This window comes from Streptomyces sp. NPDC048514 (assembly GCF_043199955.1).
Lineage (GTDB): Bacteria > Actinomycetota > Actinomycetes > Streptomycetales > Streptomycetaceae > Streptomyces.
Genome location: NZ_JBICWT010000009.1, coordinates 271,550 through 294,121, shown reverse-complemented (window position 1 = coordinate 294,121; position 22,572 = coordinate 271,550). Strand labels below are relative to the sequence as shown.

At 73.9% G+C, this 22,572-nt stretch carries 18 protein-coding genes; 8 read left to right on the top strand and 10 right to left on the bottom strand.

The annotated features are described in order from the left end of the window. Positions 1-61: 61 nt before the first annotated feature. From ACGFT2_RS21570 to ACGFT2_RS21555, 4 genes are all read right to left on the bottom strand, one after another. Positions 62-634, bottom strand: a complete 573-nt coding sequence (locus ACGFT2_RS21570) for a GNAT family N-acetyltransferase (RefSeq protein WP_393280604.1) — start codon at positions 632-634, stop codon at positions 62-64. Between the two features lie 159 nt (positions 635-793). Beyond that, complete coding sequence (locus tag ACGFT2_RS21565; RefSeq protein ID WP_393280602.1) at positions 794-2,206, bottom strand: hypothetical protein; 1,413 nt, start codon at positions 2,204-2,206, stop codon at positions 794-796. 357 nt (positions 2,207-2,563) lie between these two features. Further along, positions 2,564-3,853, bottom strand: coding sequence for a GAF domain-containing protein (locus ACGFT2_RS21560; protein WP_393280600.1), 1,290 nt, complete (start codon positions 3,851-3,853; stop codon positions 2,564-2,566). A 467-nt stretch (positions 3,854-4,320) separates the two neighbouring features. Next, positions 4,321-5,958 carry an acyl-CoA dehydrogenase family protein gene (locus ACGFT2_RS21555; RefSeq protein ID WP_393280598.1) on the bottom strand — a complete coding sequence of 546 codons (1,638 nt, stop codon included), beginning with the start codon at positions 5,956-5,958 and terminating at the stop codon, positions 4,321-4,323. A 198-nt stretch (positions 5,959-6,156) separates the two neighbouring features. On the opposite strand from ACGFT2_RS21555, the gene ACGFT2_RS21550 reads away from it, so the two are divergent. Together ACGFT2_RS21550 and ACGFT2_RS21545 are read left to right on the top strand one after the other, a co-directional pair. Beyond that, positions 6,157-7,329, top strand: coding sequence for a YihY/virulence factor BrkB family protein (locus ACGFT2_RS21550; RefSeq protein ID WP_393280595.1), 1,173 nt, complete (start codon positions 6,157-6,159; stop codon positions 7,327-7,329). 214 nt (positions 7,330-7,543) lie between these two features. Further along, positions 7,544-8,233, top strand: coding sequence for a helix-turn-helix domain-containing protein (locus tag ACGFT2_RS21545; protein WP_393280593.1), 690 nt, complete (start codon positions 7,544-7,546; stop codon positions 8,231-8,233). On the opposite strand, the gene ACGFT2_RS21540 is transcribed toward ACGFT2_RS21545, so the two are convergent. Both ACGFT2_RS21540 and ACGFT2_RS21535 read right to left on the bottom strand, forming a co-directional pair. After that, positions 8,213-8,617: a VOC family protein gene (locus ACGFT2_RS21540; protein ID WP_393280591.1), complete on the bottom strand. Its 405-nt coding sequence runs from the start codon at positions 8,615-8,617 to the stop codon at positions 8,213-8,215. The two genes, ACGFT2_RS21545 and ACGFT2_RS21540, sit on opposite strands and share 21 nt — an antisense overlap. Positions 8,618-8,641: 24 nt before the next feature. Further along, positions 8,642-9,481 carry a DUF817 domain-containing protein gene (locus ACGFT2_RS21535; RefSeq protein WP_393280588.1) on the bottom strand — a complete coding sequence of 280 codons (840 nt, stop codon included), beginning with the start codon at positions 9,479-9,481 and terminating at the stop codon, positions 8,642-8,644. 310 nt (positions 9,482-9,791) lie between these two features. Here ACGFT2_RS21535 and ACGFT2_RS21530 point away from each other — a divergent pair, with 310 nt between their 5' ends. From ACGFT2_RS21530 to ACGFT2_RS21520, 3 genes are all read left to right on the top strand, one after another. Continuing rightward, positions 9,792-10,655 carry an oxaloacetate decarboxylase gene (locus ACGFT2_RS21530; protein ID WP_393280585.1) on the top strand — a complete coding sequence of 288 codons (864 nt, stop codon included), beginning with the start codon at positions 9,792-9,794 and terminating at the stop codon, positions 10,653-10,655. Continuing rightward, on the top strand, positions 10,652-10,930 hold the full coding sequence (locus ACGFT2_RS21525) for a hypothetical protein (RefSeq protein ID WP_393280582.1): 279 nt from the start codon (positions 10,652-10,654) through the stop codon (positions 10,928-10,930). Before ACGFT2_RS21530 ends, ACGFT2_RS21525 begins: the two co-directional genes overlap by 4 nt. Positions 10,931-11,287: 357 nt before the next feature. Continuing rightward, a complete protein-coding gene (locus tag ACGFT2_RS21520; protein WP_393280982.1) occupies positions 11,288-12,847 on the top strand; it encodes a carboxylesterase/lipase family protein in 1,560 nt (519 codons plus the stop codon). Between the two features lie 61 nt (positions 12,848-12,908). On the opposite strand, the gene mmuM is transcribed toward ACGFT2_RS21520, so the two are convergent. Beyond that, the gene (gene mmuM / locus ACGFT2_RS21515) at positions 12,909-13,829 is read right to left on the bottom strand and encodes a homocysteine S-methyltransferase (RefSeq protein ID WP_393280580.1); all 921 of its coding nucleotides are present in this window, start codon (positions 13,827-13,829) and stop codon (positions 12,909-12,911) included. Positions 13,830-14,133: 304 nt separating this feature from the next. Here mmuM and ACGFT2_RS21510 point away from each other — a divergent pair, with 304 nt between their 5' ends. From ACGFT2_RS21510 to ACGFT2_RS21500, 3 genes are all read left to right on the top strand, one after another. After that, the gene (locus ACGFT2_RS21510) at positions 14,134-15,855 is read left to right on the top strand and encodes a DUF2264 domain-containing protein (protein WP_393280980.1); all 1,722 of its coding nucleotides are present in this window, start codon (positions 14,134-14,136) and stop codon (positions 15,853-15,855) included. 82 nt (positions 15,856-15,937) lie between these two features. Next, positions 15,938-16,306, top strand: a complete 369-nt coding sequence (locus ACGFT2_RS21505) for a VOC family protein (protein ID WP_393280577.1) — start codon at positions 15,938-15,940, stop codon at positions 16,304-16,306. A gap of 126 nt (positions 16,307-16,432) precedes the next feature. Next, a complete protein-coding gene (locus ACGFT2_RS21500) occupies positions 16,433-17,242 on the top strand; it encodes an isocitrate lyase/phosphoenolpyruvate mutase family protein (RefSeq protein ID WP_393280574.1) in 810 nt (269 codons plus the stop codon). 126 nt (positions 17,243-17,368) lie between these two features. Here ACGFT2_RS21500 and ACGFT2_RS21495 read toward each other — a convergent pair whose 3' ends face one another. The 3 genes from ACGFT2_RS21495 to ACGFT2_RS21485 form a co-directional block, all read right to left on the bottom strand. Then, positions 17,369-17,953 carry a TetR-like C-terminal domain-containing protein gene (locus tag ACGFT2_RS21495; protein WP_393280572.1) on the bottom strand — a complete coding sequence of 195 codons (585 nt, stop codon included), beginning with the start codon at positions 17,951-17,953 and terminating at the stop codon, positions 17,369-17,371. Between the two features lie 311 nt (positions 17,954-18,264). Further along, the gene (locus ACGFT2_RS21490) at positions 18,265-21,141 is read right to left on the bottom strand and encodes a glycoside hydrolase family 2 TIM barrel-domain containing protein (protein ID WP_393280569.1); all 2,877 of its coding nucleotides are present in this window, start codon (positions 21,139-21,141) and stop codon (positions 18,265-18,267) included. 7 nt (positions 21,142-21,148) lie between these two features. Beyond that, a complete protein-coding gene (locus ACGFT2_RS21485; protein ID WP_393280566.1) occupies positions 21,149-22,444 on the bottom strand; it encodes an ROK family transcriptional regulator in 1,296 nt (431 codons plus the stop codon). Positions 22,445-22,572: the final 128 nt, after the last annotated feature.

Below are 22,572 nucleotides of genomic sequence, written 5' to 3'. Positions count from 1 at the left end.
CGGAATTCGAGACAAGGGTGTCGTCGCTCACATGCGCTGCGGGGAGGCTTGTCCCGGCAGGTCAGGCGGGGTATGCGCCGGGCCACGGCCCCGGTGTCGCCGTCTCGGGCTCCAGCTCCACCTTGGTGTCGAACAACTGGAACCCGCGCCGCCGGTAGTTGTCCATCGCGTGCTCGCCGTCCTTGCTGCACGTGTGCAGCCAGACCCGCTTGGTGGGCGTCCGCTCGGGCCACCGCTCGGCCAGGTCCCAGGCGCGGGCCGCTCCGTACGCCAGCAGGTGACCGCCGATGCGCCGGCCGCGGAAGGCGGGGATCAGGCCGAAGTAGACGATCTCGACGGCACCGTCGCCCTGCGGCTCCAGCTCGACGTAGCCCGCGGGAGTGCCCCGGTCGTAGGCGACCCAGGTCTCCACGCCGGGACGGTCGAGGTACTCCTGCCACCGGGCGTAGGTCCAGCCCAGCCGGTCGGTCCAGCGGATGTCGCCGCCGACCGAGGCGTACAGGAACCGGCTGAACTCGGGGGAGGGGACCTCGGCCCGCACGATCCGGACGTCACCCTCGGGGGCGGCGGCGGGCAGAAGGTCGGCCGCTGACGTCTGCTCCAGGGACCAGGTGGTGACGGGAACGCTGCTCATGCGGGCCAGGGAATCATCTCGTCGGCTGATCTGTCGATCGGCCGGGTCACGCCGGACGGAACAGGGCCGTACCGCCCGACTGCCCGCTGCGGCGCACCTCGCCGGCCGGCTCGGGCACCGCCGTCCGGCGCACCCTCCGCGGCGGCCGGCGCCGCCCCGTCACTTCAGCGAGCGGTCGAGCGCGGCGAGGGGCAGGGAGAAGAGCATCCGGTCCGAGAGCGACCACACCTCTCCCGTCTCCTGCCCATAGGAGAGAGAGCCCGTTTTCCGCGCCCAGCAGTGGTGCGAGGCGTCCGCGCCGCAGCGGGCGCCCTGCGCCCCCTCGCCGTCCAGCCGCCACAGGCCCCCGTGTCCGTCCCGGGAATCGGGCAGTCGTCCCACATACCAGGACGACGCGTCCGCTCCGGGGTGCCGGTACGACAGCACTCCCCGGATCCCGGCCGCCCGGATCCGGTAGGCCTCCACCGCGTCCACCCGCCCCGCGGCGTCCGTGGCGAGCGGGCCGCCGCGTGCGGGTTCCACGCTGCCCGTACCGTCCGCGCCGGCCGGGGTGACACTGCCCGAGCCGGCCGTCTTGTCCGCGTTGCTCGCGTTGTCCGTGTTGAACGCGTACCGCCACAGCCTGGCCTTCCGGTCGCTGCCGGGTGCGGTCCACTCCGCGGCGACCAGGCTGTCCGGTGCTGTGCCCCGGTCGACGGCGAGGGCGCCGGGGCAGGGCGGCCCGGAGGCGGTGCAACGGCCGGAGGTGAAGCGGTACGAGCCGACCGCGGGCAGTACATAGCGGTAGCCGTCCGCGGACCAGCCGCCCGGCACCCGGCCGACCGCGGGCCCGTCGACCGTGGTGCGCTGGATGCGGTCGAGGTCGTAGACGTAGAGCGCGTCGGCGCCGCCGGCCGACGTGCTGACCAGCAGCTTGTTCCGGTACCAGGCCATGCCGGAGATGCCGGAGGTCAGGGCCCGGTAGTCCCGGCCGTCCTGGACCGGGACGACCGGCAGCACCCAGCGGTAGGCGAGGTGGTCGGGGTCGTCGGCGTCGGCGAAGGCGATGCGGGCGAGGCCGCGTTCGGTCGGGCGCCCGGTGGTGGTGCTGTGGGTCCAGCCGGTCAGGACTGCTCGGTGCCTGCCCCAGACGCCGTCGTCGGCGGCGTCGCCGGAGGTGGTCACGGCGGTCGGGCGCCAGGCCGTGGACGCGGCGTCGGCCGGGTCCCAGCAGTAGGCGTGGGCGGCGGCCGGTGTGAGGGGCAGGGACGCGCGGTCGTCGCCGGAGCAGGCGGAGCCCTGCCGCATGGAGCGGTCGGTGTTCTCCAGTACGGCGTCGACGCCGACCGGACCGCCCATCGCGGCGGAGAGCCGGTTCAGCGCGTGGGCCGGCACCCGTTGCTCCCGGAGCCGGAGCGGGCCGGTGTCCGCGCGGGAGGTCAGTGGTCTGAGCGCGCCGGGACTCTCGGTCACGTCTGCCTGGGAGACGCTGATCAGGGTGGCCGCCGCGGTGAGTGCCAGCGCGGTGCCGGTCAGGACCGCGCGCAGTGCGGCGCCCCGTCTGCGTCGGCGGTGTCTGCCGCGATGCTTCATGTCTCCTCCCGAGTGGGCCAACTGCGCCTGGTGATCCGTACGTTGACCGAGGAGCAGGTGGGGAGGCCCGTAGGGGATGCTACGGCAGCAATGGGCCGCGCGGGGCGAAGACCCCGCAAATATGCGGAAGGCACGCTCGGTGAACCTCCGGACCGGCCCCGCACGGGCGCGTCGGCGTCCGGTTCCGCACGGAGGCATCGACCGCAACCGGGGGTTCGCCGGCCGCCGCCGGGGGCGCACAGGACCTCCCCTCGCATACGCGTCGGCCGCCCCGCACGCGTGCACCGGCCCCACCCGCATACGCATCGGCCGCCCCCCACACGTGCATCGCCCCCTCGCACGCGGATCGGCCGTTCCTCACGGACGCAGCGGCGGGCCGCCCCCGGCCGCTGCCCGTCTTCGTGTCACCGCCGGTCCCGTGGATCGGGGGAGCAGGTCTCGGGGGTCGTCGGGCAGGAGCACCTCGACCTCCGCGTCCTCGTGGAAGCGGTAGGGCCGGTGGTGCAGCAGCTCCCCGAGATAGCGCCTGATCCGCGACATCTCCGCGCGGACGGTCACCGTCCTGGACGCATCGCCGAACAGGTCGTCCGCGAGCCCCGCCGCGCCTCGCCCGGACCGGTGTTCGGTGAGCAGGAACAGCAACTCGGCGTGCCGCGGACTGAGTTCCCGGGACCAGGAGCCCGCCGGGGCCTCGACCGTGAGCGCACAGCGGTCCGGCCGGAGGAGATCGAGCACGATCCGGGGGGTCCCGGTGGCGAGCGGCTCGTCCTCGACCCGCAGCAACCAGCCCCCCGCCAGCGGCTCCACCGTGCACGAGCCGAGCGCCGGCAGCCACCGGCTGCCGGGTGACAGCGAGGCGGGCAGTCCGATCCGCCGCACGTACGGCATCCCGGTCACCGCCGCGGCCCAGCCGTCCCGGTCCACCGCCAACGCCCGCCCGCCCAACCGGGCCAGTGCGGGAGCCGCCACCGCGCGCAGCCGTTCCAGCGAGGCCAGATGCGCCTCTCTCAGGTGCGCCTCGGCCAGCTTCGCCACCGAGTCCACCCAGGCCAGGGTCGCCGGATGCATGGTCTCCAGCGGACCGCTGACGTCCACGACACCGATCAGCCTGCCGTCCCTGGGGTCGATGATCGGCGCGCCGGTGCAGGTCCAGGACGTGTGCGAGCGCACGAAGTGCTCGCCGGCGAAGACCTGCACGGGCCGTCGTACGACCACCGGGGTGCCCACTCCGTTGGTCCCGACGACGTCTTCCCGCCAGTCCGCACCGGGCTGAAGACCGAGACCGTCGGCCTTGCGCAGCACCCGTCTCGATCCCTCCCGCCACAGCACACGCCCCTCGGCGTCCGCGATGACCATGATGTGCTGGGCGGCGTCCGCGACCGAAAGCAGACCCACGCGCAGCACCGGCAGCACCTGCCGCAGCGGTGACTCCTCGCGCCTGCGCCGGACTTCGTCGCCGGACAGCAGACCCGATCTGAAGTCGTGGTCGGGGTCGACCCCGCCGCGCAGCATCCGTCCCCAGGACTGCTCGATCACCGGCCGGGGGGCGATCCGCGCACGTTGTCCGGCGAGTGTGGCCTCGCGTACCTCGTTCAGCATCCGCGCCGCCAGCGTCGCGTCCATGGCCGCCAAGCGCGCCATGTTCATCGGCGGGTTCACCACTGAGGCCTCCCGGAAAGGGCGTAGAACAGACTTGTCAAGTCGTCCGGGCGGCGGTTTCCGGTCCGACGGTGCCTTCCATACTGCCGCTCCGGGCGGGCCGGAGGCGCACACTCCGCACACGTGGGCCGACAAGTTGCAACCCCTTGCAACCCTGGTGGACCGCCGGAGAGTGGCCGAGACTTGACCGTGACGCCGCCCGCGGGCGGCGTCACGGCCTTCAACGGGCCCAGGAGGCGAGGGTGGTGCCGTGTCGGCGCAGCACCACCCCCGCCGGGCTTCGGCCACCGGTCACGAGGCGGCTTCCGGCGCGGGTTGGCCCCGCCGGCCGTTTCGCGCCGGTCCAATGCCCGTCCGTACCGGCCCGCCGGGAACGGCGGTTCGCGCCTCGCGGCCGATTCGTGGGCCGGCGCACGCCCGCGGCCCCTCGTCCCTGCCCGGCAGCCGGCCCGTGATCAGGGGACCGGTCGCGCCCGTTCCACCACCGAGGCCAGGTCCAGACCGGTCGGCAAGGTGCCGAAGGACGCGCCGTGGTCGCCGCCCAGCCGTGCGGCGCAGAACGCGTCGGCGACCTCCGGCGGCGCGTGCCGCACCAGCAGCGAGCCCTGCAGCACCAGCGCCAGCCGCTCGGCCACCCGCCGCGCCCGCCCCTCGATGCCCTCCAGGTCCGCGAGTTCGGTGAACAGGTCCTTCACCGCCCGGTCCAGACGGTGGTCGGCGCCGTGCGCCCGACCGATCTCGGTGAGGCAGGCGTCCAGCGCCGCCGGCTCCCGCTGCAACGCCCTGAGCACGTCCAGCGCCTGGACGTTCCCGGCGCCCTCCCAGACGGAGTTCAGCGGCGACTCGCGCACCAGCCGGGGCAGCCCCGACTCCTCGACGTACCCGTTGCCGCCCAGGCACTCCGCGGCCTCCACGGCCACCGGCGCGCACCGCTTGGTGATCCAGAACTTCGCGGCCGGTACCGCGAGCCGCAGGAAGGCGCGCTCCCGTTCGCCGCCGTCGTCGTAGGCGGCGGCGAGCCGCAGTGCGAGCGCCGTCGCGGCCTCGGACTCCAGCGCGAGATCGGCCAGGACGTTGCGCATCAGCGGCTTGTCGATCAGCTTGCCGCCGAACGCCTCCCGGTGAGCGCTGTGGTGGATCGCCTGGGCCACCGCCTGCCGCATCAGGCCCGCCGAGCCGAGGGCGCAGTCCAGCCGGGTCGCGGCGACCATCCCGATGATGGTCCGCACCCCGCGCCCCTCCTCGCCGACCCGGCGCGCCCAGGTGCCGTCGAACTCGACCTCGGCGGAGGCGTTGGACCGGTTGCCCAGTTTGTCCTTCAGCCGCTGGATGCGGAAGACGTTGCGGGTGCCGTCGGCGAGGACGCGCGGGACCATGAAGCAGGTCAGCCCGCCGGGTGCCCGGGCCAGCACCAGGAAGGCGTCCGACATGGGTGCCGAGCAGAACCACTTGTGCCCGGTCAGCACGTACGTGCCCGCCTCGGTCAGGGGGTGCGCCGCCGTGGTGTTCGCGCGTACGTCGCTGCCGCCCTGTTTCTCGGTCATGCCCATACCGAAGACCGCCCCGGGCTTCCGTCCGGCGGGGCGCAGCTCGCGGTCGTAGACCGTGGAGGCCAGCCGCGGCTCCCACTCGGCGGCCAGCTCCGGGTCGCCGCGCAGGGCGGGCACGGCCGCGTGGGTCATCGACAGTGGGCAGCAGTTGCCCGCCTCGACCTGGGTCCAGACCAGGAAGCCGGCCGCCCGGCGCACATGCCCGGCCGGCCGGCTCCAGGCCCCCGTCAGGCCCGCCGAGACGCCCTTGCCGAGCAGCCGGTGCCAGGCCGGGTGGAAGTCGACCTCGTCGATCCGGTGGCCGTAGCGGTCGTGGGTGCGCAGCCGGGGCGGGTGCTCGTTCGCCTGGACCGCCCACTCCTGCAGCTGGGCGGAGCCGGCGGCCCGGCCGAGCGCGGACAGCTCGTCGCGCACCTCGTCCAGCAGGTCCGGGCCGGTGTACCGCTCGACCGCCTCGACGAGGGCCCGGTCGGCCGTGAAGACGTCGTATCCGACCAGCGGGGGCGGCTGGTTCGCCACGGTGTGGGTGGAGGTGCCTGCCATACTCGCGAACCTACCCGGGACGGCGCCGATGATGGCCTCCAGAGTGGCACAGGGGCCCCGGCAGCCGCCCCTGAGGCGTTCCGCCGCCCCGCGGACTCCGGCGGCCGGCACCCGGAACGGCGGCCTCGACGCCCGCGAGGATCCGGTCCCCCGGCCCGCAAGGTGAGTGCGGTCCGTCGCTGCGGATACCTTTGGGTCGTGCAGCCAGCAAGTGAACCCCCCGAGCGGCCCGCCGGTCGCCTCCACCGGGCCAGAGCCCTCTATCGGAACGTCTCCAAGCGCAGGACCGCCTGGCTGCTGCTCAAGGACACCGTCAACTCCTGCATGGAGTACCGCATCCTGGGCCTGGCGGCCGAGGCGGCGTTCTTCACGCTGCTTTCCGTGCCGCCCCTGCTGCTCAGCCTCATCGGACTGCTCGGCTACGTCGACGACTGGACCGGCGCCGACACCATCCACAGCCTGGAGAGCAACCTCCTCGAGGCGTCCCGCACGGTGCTGTCCGACAAGGGCGTGAAGGAGATCGCCCAGCCGATCCTGCACGACGTGATGCAGGGCGGCCGGCCCGACGTCATCTCCATCGGCTTCCTTTTCGCGCTGTGGTCGGGCTCGCGCGCGGTGAACGTCTTCATCGACACCATCACGGTCATGTACGGCCTCGACGGCGTACGGGGCATCGTCAAGACCCGGATCATGGCCTTCCTGCTGTTCATCGTGGCGCTGCTGATCGGCTCGGTCGCGCTGCCGCTGATGGTGGCCGGCCCGGACGCGGTGGTCGGGGTGGTGCCCTGGTCGGAGACGGTCGTCCAGGTCCTGTACTGGCCGGTCGTGATCGTCCTGTCCATCGCCTTCCTGACGACGCTGTACCACGTCTCGGTGCCGGTCCGCTCCCCGTGGATCGAGGACGTCCCCGGCGCCCTGGTGGCCCTCGCCATGTGGGTCCTGGGCAGCTTCCTGCTGCGCATCTACCTCACCCACACCATCGAGGGCGCCACCATCTACGGCTCACTGGCCGCCGCCGTGGCCGTCCTGCTGTGGATCGGGGTGTCCGCCTTCGCCGTGCTCGTCGGCGCGGCGGTGAACGCGGCCATCGACCGCGTCTGGCCCGCCGCGGCCACGGCGGCCGCCCGTGAGGCGAACGAGCGGATGCGCCAGGCGCAGGTAGCCGAGTACGTCGCCCGGGCCGCGGCCGTCCGTGAGGCCGACCCCGACCCCGACGATCCCGACATGCCCTCCGAGTTCCCCGAGCGCTGGTCCCGCTTCCTGCCCCCCGAGGACGTCACGGCCCGCCTGCGCACCCACGCGAAGAACCCGCACCACCCCCACCGGGCCGGCCGCACGGACGGCGACGACACACCGCACCGGGAGCCGTGACCTCGAGCGTCGGTGCGGTGGCCCGGGGCCGGTGGCCCGGGACGTCCATGGGGGCCCGGGTGTCCGGCGCACCGTCCACCGGAGCGGCCACGGCAGCGCGATCACCCTCGCCCCATCCTGCGAACAGGTGTACGACGAGAGTCCGCGGGAGCACCGGGCGGAAGCGGCTGCCCCGGCGGCGTGCCGGTGCCCGTCGCGACGTACGCTGGCACTCGTGTACGCGGAGCGGAAGTCGCGGCTGGCCGGCGCGGTGGTGTGGACGAACACCCCGGCCGGAGCCGGGACCGCGCCGGTGCTGCCCGACGGGTGCATGGATCTGATGTGGAGCGACGGCCGGCTGCTGGTCGCCGGCCCGGACACCGGGCCGCATGTCATCGAGGGCCCGGCCCGCCCCTGGGCGGGTGTCCGTTTCTTCCCCGGCACCGCCCCCGCCCTGCTCGGCCTACCGGCGTGCGAACTGCTCGACCACCGGGCGGACCTGGCGGACCTGTGGCCCGGCGCCCTGGTCCGGCGACTGCGCGACCGGGTGGCGGCTGCGCCCGACGCGGCCACGGCCCTGGAGGAGATCGCGCTGGACCGGGCGGCGTGGTCGGCGGCCCCCGACCCACGGTTGCGCCGGCTGGTGGAACGACTGGCGCAGGGGTGCCCGGTGTCCGTGGCGGCCGCCGAACTGGGGATCGGCGCGCGCCAGTTGCACCGCCGTTGTCAGGCCTCCTTCGGCTACGGGCCCAAGACGCTGGCCCGCATCCTGCGTCTGCGACGGGCGCTGGCGCTGGCTCGCTCCGGGGTGCCGTACGCGGAGACGGCGACGCGTGCCGGGTACGCGGACCAGCCGCACCTCGCGCGCGAGGTGCGGCGGCTGGCCGGCAGGCCGCTCGGAGAGCTACTCCGCGGCGGCGGGTAGCGGGGCGAACAGATCGACGCCGTTGCCGTCGGGATCGTGCACGGTGGCGTACCGCTGGCCCCAGAAGGCGTCCCACGGTTTCAGCTCGCCGTGGTGTCCCGCGCCGACCAGCTCCTCGTACAGGGCGTCGACGTGGGCCGGTGAGTCGCAGCGGAAGGCGAGCCCGACCCGGCCCGTGCCGGCGGGGGGCCGCCAGCCGGGGTGGAAGGAGCGGACGGTCTCCTCGGTGTCGAGCGCGAGGATCAGCCCGCCGGGCAGCTCGGCCTCGACGTGGGGCTGTTCCTCGGCCCCGGCGGGGAACGCCAGGCCTAGGCGGCGGTAGAAGGCGAGTGAGGCGGCGAGATCCGAGGCCACCACGCCGATCACGGCGAATCGTGCGGTCATGCGGCCACCGTAGGCGGGTGCCGGTCAGCCGGTCTTGAAGGAATCGGACACCCGTGGCGCGCGCCGGTCCGGTTCCGGGCGGGCGGTGCCCCGGTCCGGTTCGGCCGACGAGAGGTGTTCGACGAGCACGAACGTCACGCTGATCAGCAGGGACCAGGCGCCGAACTTGGCCGGCGGGACCGGCTGCCAGCCGGCGAGCTGCTGCGGGTAGCTCCAGGCGCCGGCGTAGGTGGCGGCGTTCTCGGCGACCCACAGGAAGAACCCGATCAGCACGAAGGCGATGGCCAGCGGCATCCGGTAGCGGTGGGTGCCGACGCTGAAACCGACCCAGGTGCCGGCGGTCGCGGCGGCCAGCGCGAGCGGCCAGCGCAGGTCGGGCATCCAGTGGTGGGTGAAGAAGTTGATGTACACGGCGGCGGCCACCGCGGTCGTGGCCGCGGCGCGGTAGCGGGTGAAGCGCAGCCGCATCAGCCGCCGGGCCCGGCACACGTAACTGGCGACCGCCGCGTACATGAAGCCGCCGTACAGCGGTACGCCGGCGATCTTGGTGACCGCCTCCTCCGGGTAACTCCACGACCCCATGCGCACCTTGACCAGTTCGAACAGCAGCCCCAGCACGTGACAGACCGCGATCACGGCGGTGTCGCGCCGGGACTCCCAGCCCACTCTCCGGGCGACGAGGGTGAGCAGCACCCCGTAGGCCAGTACCAGGTCGTACCGGGCCACCGGCAGATGGGGCGGCAGCCGGGAGGCGGCCATGCCCGCCAGCAGCGCCACGGCGAAGGCGCAGCACCGGGCCTGTGTCACCCCGAACCGCACCAGCTGCTCCGTGCCATGGCGGAGCCCTCTCATCGTGTGACGCATGCCCCTCCTTCGCGCACCGGCGAGGGACCCGATCCTAGAGGTGCAATTGAACGTGTTCAAATGCGTCGCCGGAATGTTCCGCCGGCGAGGTGCGCCGAGGGAGAGGTGCCGACGGCGGGCGGCCCGGTGTGGGCGGCAAGGGGCATCGCGTGACGTTTCTGCGGTGAACCGGTTCGACCGTTGGGGTGAGTAAAGGTCGCGTACATGGAAGGTCACATGAATATCTAGAGATGCTCTTGACTTGGCAAAGGGCGTAGAGACGCGGAGATCACCCCGCTCCGCGTCACCCACCCACAGGAGGAGCCGGACCTTGACTTACGGTAAGAAGCTGCGCGAGCGCATCGCCGGGCCCGGGACGACACCGCTGATCGGCGTGTACGACATGTACTCGGCGTCGATCGCGGCCAAGCACTACGACGGAATGTTCGTCTCGGGCTTCGGCTTCGCGGCCTCGTACTACGGGCTGCCGGACATCGGATTCATCGCCTGGCCGGACATGGTGGCCTTCGTTCAGCGACTGCGGGGCGCGTTCCCGCACCACCACCTGCTCGTCGACATCGACGACGGCTACGTCGATCCCGAGGTCGCCTGTCACGTCGTCGAGGGCCTGGAGCGGATCGGTGCCTCCGGGGTGATCCTGGAGGACCAGAAGCGGCCCCGCCGCTGCGGGCACGCCGAGGGCAAGCAGGTACTGCCGCTGGAGGAGTACCTGGAGAAGCTGCACAAGGTCCTCGAGACCCGTAGGGACCTGGTGGTCGTGGCCCGCACCGACGCCACCGACGAGCACGAAATCCTGCACCGGGCCGAGCGGCTGGCCGCGACCGAGGCGGACGTCGTCCTGGTCGACGGCGTGCGCAGCGTCGAGTGGATCAAGCGCATCCGCGACGTCGTCGGGGACAAGCCGCTGCTGTTCAACCAGATCGCGGGCGGCAAGTCGCCGCGGCTGTCGCTCGGTGAACTGTCCGACCTCGGCGTCGACGTGGCGATCTACAGCACCCCCTGCCTGTTCGCCGCGCACCAGGCGATGGACTCCGCGCTCTCCGGACTGAAGGCTGCCGACGGACGGCTGCCGGAGGTGGATCCCGCCGACGGGATCGGCGTGAAGGCGTCCACCACCCTGCTGGAGCGCAACATCGCCCGCGAGCGGCTCACCCCCGAGGGCGTGGGCGTGTGACCCGTGCCGTGCCCCGCCTCCGGGCGGCCGCGGTGCTCACGACGGCGTTCCTCGCCGTCGGTGCCGTACCCGCCGCCGCGTCCGGGAGCGTGATCACCGTCATCGACAACTCGCGGACCGGCACCGACAATTCGGAGAAGGACTCGATCCTCGAGGTCGACCGGGCGGGCAACGTCCAGTCCGGCAGCGGCACCGCCGGCAGCGACCACGACGGCAGCGCCGTGGACGTGGTCGAGGCCCTCGTCCGGGCGGGCGGTCAGGACGAGGAGGACTGACGGCGCGGGCCGCGCCGAACAGCGCGCGCCGGCCACCGTCCGATGACGACCGCTCACGACGACGGCCGGGCACCCCGTGCGGGAGGTGCCCGGCCGCTCGCACGTCCGTTCAGTCCTCGCCGAGGTCGGGTCGGCCGTTCTCGTCGACCTCGTGCCCCTGCGCGCGGCCCCCGTCCACGCCGCGGCCCACGCCGCGGGCGGGGTGGGGCGGTCCCGGGCCGCCCGGAGCGGCCGGGGTAGTCCGAACGGCCCAATGCGGGGGCTGTGCACCGGAATACCCGTACGCACTGTGATGCTCTGTTGTGAACGGTGCACCGGAGCGGCCGTGCGGGGTGCGCACGAGGGCGGTGGTGGATGATGGCGGCAGACCGGACAGGCCCCGTGATCAGGACTCCCCACGGGGCCGTACGCGGCCGGTACGAGCGGGGCGTCGCGGTGTTCCGCGGCATCCCCTACGCCGCCCCGCCCTTCGGCCCCCGCCGGTTCCGCCCGCCCGAGCCGCCCGCGCCCTGGGACGGAGTGCGCGACACGACCGCCTTCGGGCCCACCGCACCGAAAACGCCGTACTCGGAGGCGTTCGCCCAGTACCTGTCCGACCCGGAGATAGCCGGCGACGACTGCCTCAACCTCAACGTCTGGACCCCCGAGCCGGCCCGCGGCGCCCGGCTCCCCGTCCTGGTGTGGCTGCACGGCGGCGCGCTGACCAGGGGATCCTCGGCCGTGCCCGTGTACGACGGCAGCCCCTTCGCGCGGGACGGCGTCGTCTTCGTCTCGGTCAACTACCGACTCGGAGTGGAGGGCTACGGACTGTTCCCGGACGCGCCGCCCAACCCCGGACTGCACGACCAGCTCACCGCCCTGCGCTGGGTCCACGAGACGATCGCCGGTTTCGGCGGCGACCCCGACCGGATCACCCTGTGCGGACAGTCGGCCGGCGCGATCAGCACCGGCGCCCTGCTCGCAGCGCCGCAGACCCGGGGCCTGATCCGGCGGGCCGTCCTGCAGAGCGGCCCACCCGAGTCCTCGGACCGCGACAGGGTACGGCGCATGGTCCGCCGCATGGCCACGCGGCTGAAGATCCCCGCCACCGCGGAGGCCTTCGCCACCGTCGACCGCGGGCTGCTGCTGCGCACCCAGGCCGAGGCCGGCCGGCTCAGCAGCCCGGTGCTGGGCGGACCCGCGTTCGGCATCGTCGTCGACGGCGACCTCGTACCCCGCGACCCCCTCAAGGCGCTCGTCGAGGACGGTGCCGCCCCCGGCGTCGACCTGCTGATGGGCTGGACCCGCGACGAGTACCGGCTGTGGCTGGTGCCCGGGGCCTTGATCGAACGCGTCGACCGGCTCGGCCCCGTCGCCCTGGCCGGAGCCATGGCCCGCTGCCACGCCGGCCACGACGTCCCCCGCGGCTACCGCGCCCTCCACCCGGACGCCGGCGCCGCCGAGATCGTCGGCCAGATGGTCACCGACCACCTGTTGCGCCTGCCCCTGCACCGTCTCGCCGACGCCCGCCCCGGCACCTCCTACCTGTACGAGTTCGCCTGGCCCTCCGCCCTCCCCGACCTCGGTGCCTGCCACGCCCTGGAGCTGGGATTCGTCTTCGACACCGGGCACGTGCCCGAGTCCAGGAAACTGGCCGGTGAGGGCGCCCCGCAGGAACTGGGCGACGCGATGCACGCGGCCTGGGTGCGCTTCGCGGCGACCGGCGACCCCGGCTGGCAGGCCTGGGACTCCTCCCACCCCGTGCGGATCCTCGGCGAGGGCAGGCCGTACACCGCACACGGTCCACGCGACGCGGAGCTGGCCCTGTGGTCCGCCGTGCCGGAGCCGGCGGGGGCCGCCGAGTTCCGCGCCCCCGGAGCCGAGCTGGCGGCCGCGGTACGGCGCCTGCGCCGATCGGTCGGGGCCCGCCGCCACTGACGGCTCGCCCACCGCTCGCCACCGGGTTCCGGAGGCCCGGGGGCGGCGGGCGTGGCGGAGGTCAGCCCAGGTCGGTGGCGATCGCGGCGATCGTCTCGGGACCCACCCGGCAGCACCCCCCGATCAGCCGCGCCCCTGCCTCCCGCCACGCCTCGACGCGCTCGGTGCCGAACGTCGCAGGCCCCGTCCAGGCCCGTGCCCCGGCGTCCCACGCCTCCCCGCTGTTGGGATAGGCCACGACCGGCTTGCCGGTCACCCGGGCCGCGATCTCCACCGCCGGCTCCACGTCCGCGGGCGCGCAGCAGTTGACGCCCACCGCGATCACCTCGTCGACATCGGCGGCCGCCGCGAACGCCTCCTCCAGGGGCTGTCCGGCACGCGTGCGCCGGCCCTCTACGGTGTACGACAGCCAGGCCGGCACCCTCAGCCCGCGCACCGCCCTGAGCAGCGCGGCGCCCTCGTCGGCGTCGGGCACGGTCTCCAGCGCGAGGACGTCGGGCGCGGCGGCGGCCAGCACCTCGAGCCGCGGCCGGTGGAACCGTTCCAGTTCCGCGACGCCGAGCCCGTACCGGCCCCGGTATTCGGAGCCGTCGGCCAGCATCGCGCCGTACGGCCCGACGGAGGCCGCCACCCACAGGGGCCGTTCCACCCCCGCGTCGCCGGCCTGCCGGGCCGCCTCCCGCGCGAGGTCCACGCTCAGCGCGAGCAGCCGCGCGGCCTCCGCGTGGCCGATGCCGCGTTTCGCGAAACCCTCGAACGTGGCCTGATAGCCGGCGGTGATGGCCACGCTCGCGCCCGCGAGGAAGTAGGCGAGGTGCGCCTCGGTGACCGCTTCGGGCCGTTCGGCGAGCAGCCGCGCCGACCACAGCTCGCCCGCCAGGTCGTACCCGGCCGACTTCAGCTGGTTGGACATGCCGCCGTCGAGCACGACCGTGCCGGTGGCGAGGGCGTCGGCGAGACGGGGGGAGGCGTTGCCGGTCATGTCACGACGCTAGTCGAACCGGGACGGCTTCGAGCCATGGCGTCCAGCAGATGGGCACCTCCCGCACTCCGCGGCCATGAGCACCGCCTCGCGGGAGCCCGGCGGCCCCGGTCCAGCCCGCCCCCCCGGTACCGCCCCCGGGGCCGAGACCGCACCCGTTCCGGAGGACTCCACATCCGCCGTCCGGTGAACCTAGCGCCCCGCATCTGGTGCCCCCGGGCACGGTGCGGGTGGGATGAGCACGGGGCGCCGCGACCGGAACCGGCGCGCCCGGGTCCCGTCAGGAAGGAACGCCGCCACCGTGATCGAACTGCCCGCCGAGGAACGCGAGTCGAGCGCGTACACCGGCTACACCCGCGCCCACTGGGAGGCCGCGGCCGACGCGCTGCTCGCCGCCGTGGCGCCGTACGCCACCCCCGACCACGCTCTCTACCATCTCCCCGGCGACCACGTCAGCCACTCCGGCCACCTCTCCGACGGCCTGGAGGGATACGCCCGCACACTGCTGCTGGCCGCCTTCCGCGGGGACGAGACGGTGCTCGGCCGGTACGCCGAGGGTCTCGCGGCCGGTCCCCTCGGGGTCTGGCCGGCCGTCGTGGACCGCAGCCAGCCGCTCGTCGAGGCCGCCTCGATCGCCCTCGCCCTGCGGCTGACCCGGCCGCTGCTGTGGGACCGCCTCGACGACTCCGTGCGCCACCGCGCGGCCGACTGGCTCGCGGACGCGCTCACCGCCGAACCCTGGCCGAACAACTGGGAGTTGTTCCCGGTCACCGTCGGCGGCTTCCTCCAGGAGATCGGCCACCGGCCGGAGGCTGCCCGCAAGGCGATCGACCGCGGCCTGGAACGCATCGAGAACTGGTACGTCGGGGACGGCTGGTACACCGACGGCGACGGCCGCAGGTTCGACCACTACAACGGCTGGGCCATGCACCTGTACACCGTCCTGCACGCATGGCTCGCCGACGACGCCGAACTCCTCTCCCGCTACGGCGCACGGCTGTCGCGGTACCTCGAGGACTACGCCCGCCTGTTCGGCGGTGACGGAGCCCCCCTGTACCAGGGGCGCTCCCTGACCTACCGCTTCGCGACCACGGCCCCGCTCTGGCTCGGCACGCTGACCGGGCACACGCCCCTGTCCCCGGGCGCGACCCGGCGGCTGGGCTCCGGCGCGCTGCGGTACTTCCTGGACGGCGGCGCGGTCGACCGGCGGGGTCTGCTCACGCTCGGCTGGCTGGGCCCCGACACCTCGCTCGTGCAGACGTACTCGGGGCCGGCCTCGCCGTACTGGGCGAGCAAGGGCTTCCTCGGCCTGCTGCTCCCGCCCGAGCACGAACTGTGGACGGCACCCGAGCAGCCCTCGCCGGTGGAGCGCGCCGACCAGGTGCGATCGCTGACCGCCCCCAACTGGCTGCTGCAGTCGACCCGTTCGGACGGCCTGGTCCGGCTGCACAACCATGGCAGCGAGGACACCCGCTACGACCCCCACTACACCCGGCTCGCCTACTCGACCGCCACCGTGCCGGCACCGTCGTACGACAACAGCGTGATCGTCGGCGGGGACGCGAGCCGCACGGAGATCGAGCCGCTCGGCACGGGCGCGGGGTGGATCGCCTCCCGGCACACCGTGCGCGACGGGATCACGGTGACCAGCGTGGTGCTCGCCGAGGGCGCGGCGGAGGTACGGGCCCATCTGGTCGCCGGCGCTCCGCCCGGGACGCCGGTGCGGATCACGGGATGGGCGCCGCGGGACGGTGTCCGAACCGAACTCCGGCCTGCCGAAGGCCTGTCCGACACCCCGACGGGTGCTGTGGGGGAGCCGGCCACCCTGACAGGGGCTGTGGGGGAGGGGGACACCCTGTTCGTCGCGGTGGCCCGGCTGACCGCCGAGCCGCATCCGGTGCCGCTGGCCGGGCTGGTGTCCGTGCGGGCGCACGGCGCAGGGGAGTTGGAGGTCCGCTGGACCGGGGGAGCCGGGGCGCGGGTACGGCTGGAAGCATCGGGCGTGGACGTCACCGTACGGGGATGAGACCAGGTCCGGGCACGTCGGCTGCCGTCCATCGGCCGGCAGGCGTTGCCTTTTCGCGTGGCGGCGCACGACAATCCCCCGCATGACTTCCAAGATCCGCCACATGACCGTCGACTGTGCCGACGCGTACGCCCTGGGCACCTTCTGGTCGAAGGTGCTGGACCAGCCCCTGCACCAGGACGACCAGCCCGGGGACGACGAGGCCCTGATCGAGAACGCGGGCCTGCTCTTCGTCACGGTGCCGGACGCCAAGACCGTCAAGAACCGGGTCCACCTGGACCTCCAGCCCCAGGACCGCACCCGCGACGAGGAGGTCGAGCGGCTGCTCGCCCTCGGCGCCACCCTGATGGACGACCGGCGCAACGCGGACGGCACCGGCTGGGCGGTCCTCGCCGACCCCGAGGGCAACGAGTTCTGCGTGGAGCGCAGCGCGGCCGAGCGCGGTAGGTAGGCAGGGCCGGAGCGCGGCGTGGCCGGGCGGGGGCGGTAGGAGGGGCCCCGTGGTCGACGAACGGCAGGACCAGGGGGCGCGCACGGTTCGGCGGGGGCCGAAACGACCGGCGCGCACCATGGACGTATGACCGCAGAGCCTGCCCCGACGCCGTTCGCCTCACTCCACCACCGCCCGGGTGAGCCGCTGCTCCTGCCGAACGCCTGGGACCACGCCTCGGCCGCCGCCCTCGCGGCGCGCGGATTTCCGGCGATCGCCACGTCGAGTCTCGCCGTGGCGGCGGGCGCCGGACTGCCCGACGGCCGGGGCGCGACCCGGGAACACACCCTGCGCCTCGCCCGCACTCTCGGCTCGGAGCCCTATCTCCTCTCCATCGACGCCGAGGACGGCTTCGCCGACGACCCCGGCGAAGTCGCCGCACTGGCCCACCGGTTGTGGGACGCGGGGGTCGTCGGCATCAATCTGGAGGACGGACTCGGACCGGCCGCACGGCACGCCGCGAAGATCGCCGCGGTGAAGACGGCCGTACCCGGCCTGTTCGTCAACGCCCGTACGGACACGCACTGGCTGGGCGACGGCGACGAGCGGGACACCCTGCGCCGGCTCGACGCCTACCGGCAGGCGGGCGCCGACGGGGTGTTCGTGCCCGGCCTGGTCGATCCCGGCCGGATCGAGACCCTCGTCCGGCACCTCGACGTCCCGCTCAACGTCCTGTATTCACCCGCCGGTCCCACCGTGCCCCGGCTCGCCGCCCTCGGCGTCCGGAGGGTCAGCCTCGGCTCGCTGCTCTACCGGCGGGCGCTGGGCGCGGCCCTGGACGCGATGGCCGACATCCGCGCCGGGCGCGCCCCGGCGGGCACGACACCGTCGTACGACGAAGTGTGCGCGCCGGGGAAGGACACCCCGGCGAGCGGGCCGGCGGACTCCGCACGCTGACCCTGGGCCCTGAACCGGCCGCCCGGGGTGAGCGGACTCCGCGCGCTGACCGTGGTCGCCGAGGCGGCCGTCCGGCGCGGGTGGCGTGCGGCGCCCCCCCCGGCAGCCGGGTCGTGGGGGAGCGGCTCAGTCGCCGTTCGTCGTCTCCCGGGGCCAGTGGGTGAGGGCGAGGTGCAAGGCCTCGATCGCCCTGTCCCAGGACACCTGGACGTCCCGTTCCGCGCCGAAGCCGCCGGCGGACTCCAGTGCGCAGTAGCCGTGGAAGGTGCTGCGCAGCAGGCGTACGGCGTCCGTCAGGTCGGGTTCGGCCAGGCCGTAGCCGCGCAGCATGCCGTAGGTGATACGGGCGGTGCGGAGCATCGCCGGGGAGCCGGCGATCAGGGACTGGTCGATGCGGATCTGGGTGGCCGCGTAGCGACCCGGATGCTCCAGGGCGTAGCCGCGGTAGGCGCCGGCGAAGGCCGCCAGGGCGTCCTTGCCCGCGCGGCCGGCCACGGCGGCGGCGATCCGGTCGATCAGCTCGCCGCCCGCGTACAGCGCGAGCCGGGTGCGCAGGTCCTCCAGATTCCGGACGTGCGAGTAGAGACTCGCGTCCTTCACACCGAAGCGGCGGGCCAGCGCGGACAGGGTGACCTGCTCGAAGCCCGCCTCGTCGGCGAGTTCGGCGGCCGCCGCGACGACACGCTCCGCGCTCAGGCCTGCTCGGGCCATGAGGGCCTCCTTTCCCGGGATGCCTGATCGGCCTGGGCCGGCGCCCAGCTATACCAGGAAGATCGCCGGGGAGAAAAAGAGCGGCCGGCGGGGCGAACGCCGGCCGGCCGCGGGTGCCGGAACCGTGCGGCTGCCGGACCGCGTGGGCTTCGGGACCGCGCGGCCGTCGGACCGTACCGGGTCAGACCGGGCTGGCCGTCGGGACCGCGTGGGCTTCGGGACCGCGCGGCCGTCGGACCGTACCGGGGCGGACCGCGCGGGTGTCGGGCCGTACGCGTGCCGGGACCGCGCGGGTGTGGGGCGTGCGCCGGTCAAGCGGTCGTCGTGGACCGGGTCGTGGTGAGGACGAAGGAGAACTCGGCCGGCTCGGCGCGCAGGTGGTAACGCGGTAGCGGGCCCGGGCCGCAGGACTGGGAGCCGATGCCGTGCTGGCCGTGGTCGAGGTTGACCCAGACCGTTGCGCCCGGCACCAGATCGGTGCGGTGGGCGGCGGCGTCCAGCTGCTCGGTGCTCCAGCGGCGTGCGGTGAGGAAGAACGCCGGTTCCCCCTCGATGCGCAGACCACCCAGCTCCGCCCAGCGCACGTCGATGCGGGCGCCGTTCTCCTGGGGGCGGACATAGGGCGTCTGCATCCGGTCCACGGTCGACTGCCAGCGGCCGGTCGAGGCCGCCGCCCTGGTGTCCGGATAAGCCTCGCCGGGGCCGCCGCCGTACCACCGCACACGGTCGGCCGCGGACAGTCCGAATCGGATGCCCAGCCGGGGCAACGGCACCTGCCAGTCGCCCTCCGGGACGACGGACACGGTCAGCCGCAGACGATCCCCGTCCGACGTCCAGCGGTACACCGTCGACAGGCCCAGCGTCCGGGCGGCGGGCGCCACCCGGGTCCGGACCGTCAGCGCGTCCCCGTCCGTCTCCACCGCGTCCAGGCGGTGCCGCATGCGGTGCAGGCCGAGCTTGCGCCACCTCGGGCCGTAGCGCAGGTCGCTCTGCCAGGCGGCGCCGTCGTCGTTGTCGGTGGTGGCCCGCCAGACGTCCAGACGCAGACCGGTCACGGGCACCTCGCCGACCGCCCGCAGTGCGCCGGTGCGGGCGTCGAAGACGCCGGGTCCGAGCGTGAGGACCCCGGCACCGGGTACGGGCCGGGCGCCGGCAGCGACGGCCGGCACCCGGTGTGCCGACACCGGGATCTGGCCCCAGGCGACCACGTGTCCGGCGCACGCCCACGGGGCGTCGGCCGCGAGCACCGCCCGGATCGTCCAGAGGGCCTCGCCGTCCGGTGCCCCAGGCGGGGGCCCGGGCAGCTCGACGTCGGCCGACTCGCCGGGCCCCAGACGGGGCACCGGCAGGGTGCCGGAGACCACCGTCTCCCCGTCGACCTGGTACGCCCAGGTCAGGGCGAGTGCCGACAGATCGGCGAAGTCGTACCCGTTGGTGACGCGTACGGTGCCGGCCGCGCCGTCACCGGTGATCGTGACCGGCTCGAGCACCTTCTTGTACTCGACGAGGCCGGGCGAGGGCCGGCGGTCGGGGAAGAGCAGGCCGTCGCAGACGAAGTTGCCGTCGTGCAGCTCCTCGCCGAAGTCGCCGCCGTAGGCGTAGCCGTACCGTGGGTCCTCGATGCCGTGGTCGATCCACTCCCAGACGAAGCCCCCCTGGAGCCTGCGGTACTTCTCGAAGATCCGCTGATAGTCCGCGAGGCCGCCCGGGCCGTTACCCATGGCGTGGGCGTACTCGCAGAGGATGAAGGGGAGTTCGCGGCGCCGCCGGGGGCCGCCGTCCAGACCGCGGCCGATCCGCTCGACCTCTGCGTGGTCGGCGTACATCCGCGAGTAGACGTCGGTGTCGCGGCAGTTGCGGTCGCCCTCGTAGTGCACGAGCCGTCCGGAATCCCTGCCGTGGATCCACTCGGCCATCGCGGTCAGGCCCCGGCCGGTGCCCGCCTCGTTGCCGAGGGACCAGATGACGACGGAGGGGTGGTTCTTGTCCCGCTCCACCATGCGGGCCGCGCGGTCGAGCAGCGCCGGCGTCCAGCGGTCGTCGTCCACGGGGTTGTCCCGCCAGCCCTGTTCGGTGAAGCCGTGCGTCTCCAGGTCGCACTCGTCGACGACCCACAGGCCGTACTCGTCGCACAGGTCGAGGAAGGCCGGATGCGGCGGATAGTGGGAGGTGCGCACGGCGTTGATGTTGTGCCGCTTCATCAGCAGCACGTCTTCGCGCATGGTCCCCAGGTCCAGGGCGCGGCCCCGCTCCGGGTGCCACTCGTGCCGGTTGACGCCCTTGAAGAGCACGGCCCTGCCGTTGACCTCGATCAGGCCGCCCGACAGCCGCACGGTACGGAAACCGATGCGCAGCGGCACCCGCTCCCCGTCGGTGGCCAGCACGCCGTCGTACAGCTTCGGCGTCTCCGCCGACCACGGCTGGACCGGTACCGTCACCGGTGCGCCGGTCGCCACGTCGATGCCGAGGTCCGGGACGGTGACCCGGCCGGCCACGTCGGAGTCGACGCGCAGGGTGCCGCTGCCGTCGTGGTGGTCGTAGGAGGCGTGCACGAAGAAGTCCAGGACGCTGCCGGCCGGCCGGTGCAGCAGGGTGACGTCACGGAAGATGCCCGGCAGCCACCACTGGTCCTGGTCCTCCAGGTAGGAGCCGGCGGACCACTGGTGCACCCGGACCGCCAGCACGTTGCCCGTGGGCTCCAGCAGCCGGCCGACCTCGAACTCGTGGGCCAGCCGCGAGCCCTTGAAATCACCGAGGACCGTGCCGTTCAGCCACACCCGGGCGCAGGACTCCACGCCGTCGAAGTGCAGGACGGCACCGCCGGCCGAGGGTGCGGGCCAGTCCTCGGGCAGGTCGAAGACGCGCAGGTGGTCGCCGGTCGGGTTCTCGGTCGGGACCCGGGGCGGGTCGACCGGGAACGGATAGAGGTGGTTGGTGTAGACGGGGGAGCCGTGCCCCTGGAGGACCCAGTGGCCGGGGACCGCCACCTCGGCCCAGTCACCGGCGTCGTACCCCCGCGCCGCGAACGAGTCGTCCTCGGCGTCGGCGGTGTCCGACAGCCTGAACCGCCAGTTGCCGTCGAGGGAGAAGGACTTGGCGTCCGAGGACGCGTACCGCGCGCGGGGCGGCAGCGCTCCGCGGCCCGGCGAGACGTCCTCGACGTAGTCGGTGGTGGTGCGGAAGGACATGGGTCTCCTAGCTCGGCCCCCGGTGCCGGTCCGTGCGATCCCCGTACCGGCCGGCGCCGGAGGAGGACCACGAACGGTGGAGGCGGGACGGAAGCGGCGACGGGGTCCCGCGCCGTCCCACCGGCCGCAGGGCCCCCTCCAGCGCGAACGTGGCCGCGCCGAGGGACACCGGGTCGGTGGGGATCGGGGACAGGACGATCTCGGTGGCGGCCAGCGGCCGCCGCAGGGCGTGCCGGGCGACGGCCCGGCGCACCTCCTCCAGCAGCGGCTCGCCCAGCCGGGCGGCGACCCAGCTGCTGAGCACGACCACCTCGGGATTGAGCAGGTTGACCAGGCCGGATATGGCGGCGCCGAGATAACGGGCGGTGTCCCCAAGCACCTTGAGCGCGATCGGATCGCCGGCGGCGGCTCCGTGGGCCAGCGCGTCGATGGTGGCCGTCTGGTCCCCGGGATGCAACAGCGGTGACTCCGGGCTGAGTTCACGCAGGGTCTGCATGATCCCGGGGGCGCCGACATAGGTCTCCACGCAGCCGTGGTCGCCGCAGTGGCACAGGCGGCCGTCGAGCACCAGCGTGGTGTGTCCCCACTCGCCGGCGCTGTTGGTCACGCCCCGGTGCAGTCCGCCGCCGAGGGCCAGCCCGGCACCGACCCCGGTGCCGAGGTTGACGACCACGGCGTCCCCGCGGCCCCGCGCGGCCCCGAACCACAGCTCGGCCACCGTGCAGGCCCGCAGCGGATTGTCCAGGTACAGCGGGTACGCGAGATGTTCGGCGAGCAGGTCGAGCAGCGGGACGTCGTGCCAGTTCCAGTTGGCCGCGTACGCGGCGACGCCGGTGTCCCGGTCCACCTGGCCCGGCACGCTCACACCGACGCCCAGCACCCGGGCCGCCTCACCACCGGCCTGAGCCACCACCGAGCCGACGGCCGCGGCCACCCGGCCGGCCACCTCCTCCGGGCGGCTCGCGCCGGGCCGCACGTCCTCGTCGGCGTGGGCCAGTACGTTCAGCGCCAGATCGAACAACTCGGCATGGACGTACGTCTCCGCGATGTCGACCCCGATCAACGCGCCCCCGGACGGGTCGACCGCGACCAGCCCACGGGGCCTGCCTCCGGCGGAGTCCTCGAAGCCGACCTCGGTGATCACGCCCAGCTCCAGCAGCTCGCCGACCAGCGTGGCGACCGTGGCCAGGCTCAGCCCGGTGGCGGCCGCCAGCTCCTGCCGGGAGGCGGGGGATCCGGCGATGATCCGGCTCAGTACCTCGTAGCGGTTCGCGGTGCGGATGTCACGTGACGTGCGCTTCACGCGGCTGTCCCTCCCGTCCGGGCCGGGACGGCGTCGGCACCGGCGCGGGCGAAAGGCTATGGGCCGGGAGGGGTTTCGACAAGGGGTTGGGAAAGGGGCTGGAGAAAGCCCGCGGGCAGGCGGCCGTT